Origin of the sequence: Desulforhopalus sp. IMCC35007, assembly GCF_005116575.1 — a bacterium.
GTDB lineage: Bacteria > Desulfobacterota > Desulfobulbia > Desulfobulbales > Desulfocapsaceae > Desulforhopalus_A.
Genome location: NZ_SWCN01000082.1, coordinates 1 through 582, shown reverse-complemented (window position 1 = coordinate 582; position 582 = coordinate 1). Strand labels below are relative to the sequence as shown.

At 39.3% G+C, this 582-nt stretch carries 1 protein-coding gene; it reads right to left on the bottom strand.

Annotated elements, in window-relative coordinates; all coding sequences use genetic code 11:
• Positions 1-325: transposase (locus FCL48_RS24695; RefSeq protein ID WP_169309380.1), on the bottom strand; the 325-nt coding region annotated here is incomplete at its 3' end.
• Positions 326-582: the final 257 nt, after the last annotated feature.

Sequence of the window (582 nt, the reverse complement as noted above, 5' to 3'; positions counted from 1 at the left end):
CATACCCGGATAAGGCTTCTATTTTCCATCGGGAAATCTGCTCTCTATAAAGTCCTCTACTACGGCAATACTCACTCAGCTCAACTTCATTGAAAGAAGCAGTTTCAATAACAACGGCGAGTTTGTCGCCTGCGGACCAATTTTCAGGTTTACTTTTATCTCCTGGCACAGCCACCCCTTTGTCTCTGTATGATTTTCTCCATTTATAGAGTGTAACATCTGAAACTCCTGTCTCACCACATAATTGTCGAATAGATTTAGGGTTGGGAGGCATCATTTTTTTGATTACTGATTCTTTGAACTTATCTGAGTAACGTTTTGACACCAGAGACTCTCACTTCGCCCATTTGTTATATGTGAAAATATTTGAGGTGCAAATTATTCTGACACATAGGGGTACCAAAGAAATTGAAGAAAGAGGTCGCAGATGATGTTCGATCAATATTCTATACCACTTAGAAAGGGCCCCAGCTTTTAGGACCACTGGATAAGTTATGAAAGTATGCATAGTTTCTCAAACAAACCAGCAAGGAGAAATTATGAAAAAGCAAAGAAGAAAACATACAGCAGCATTCAAAGCAC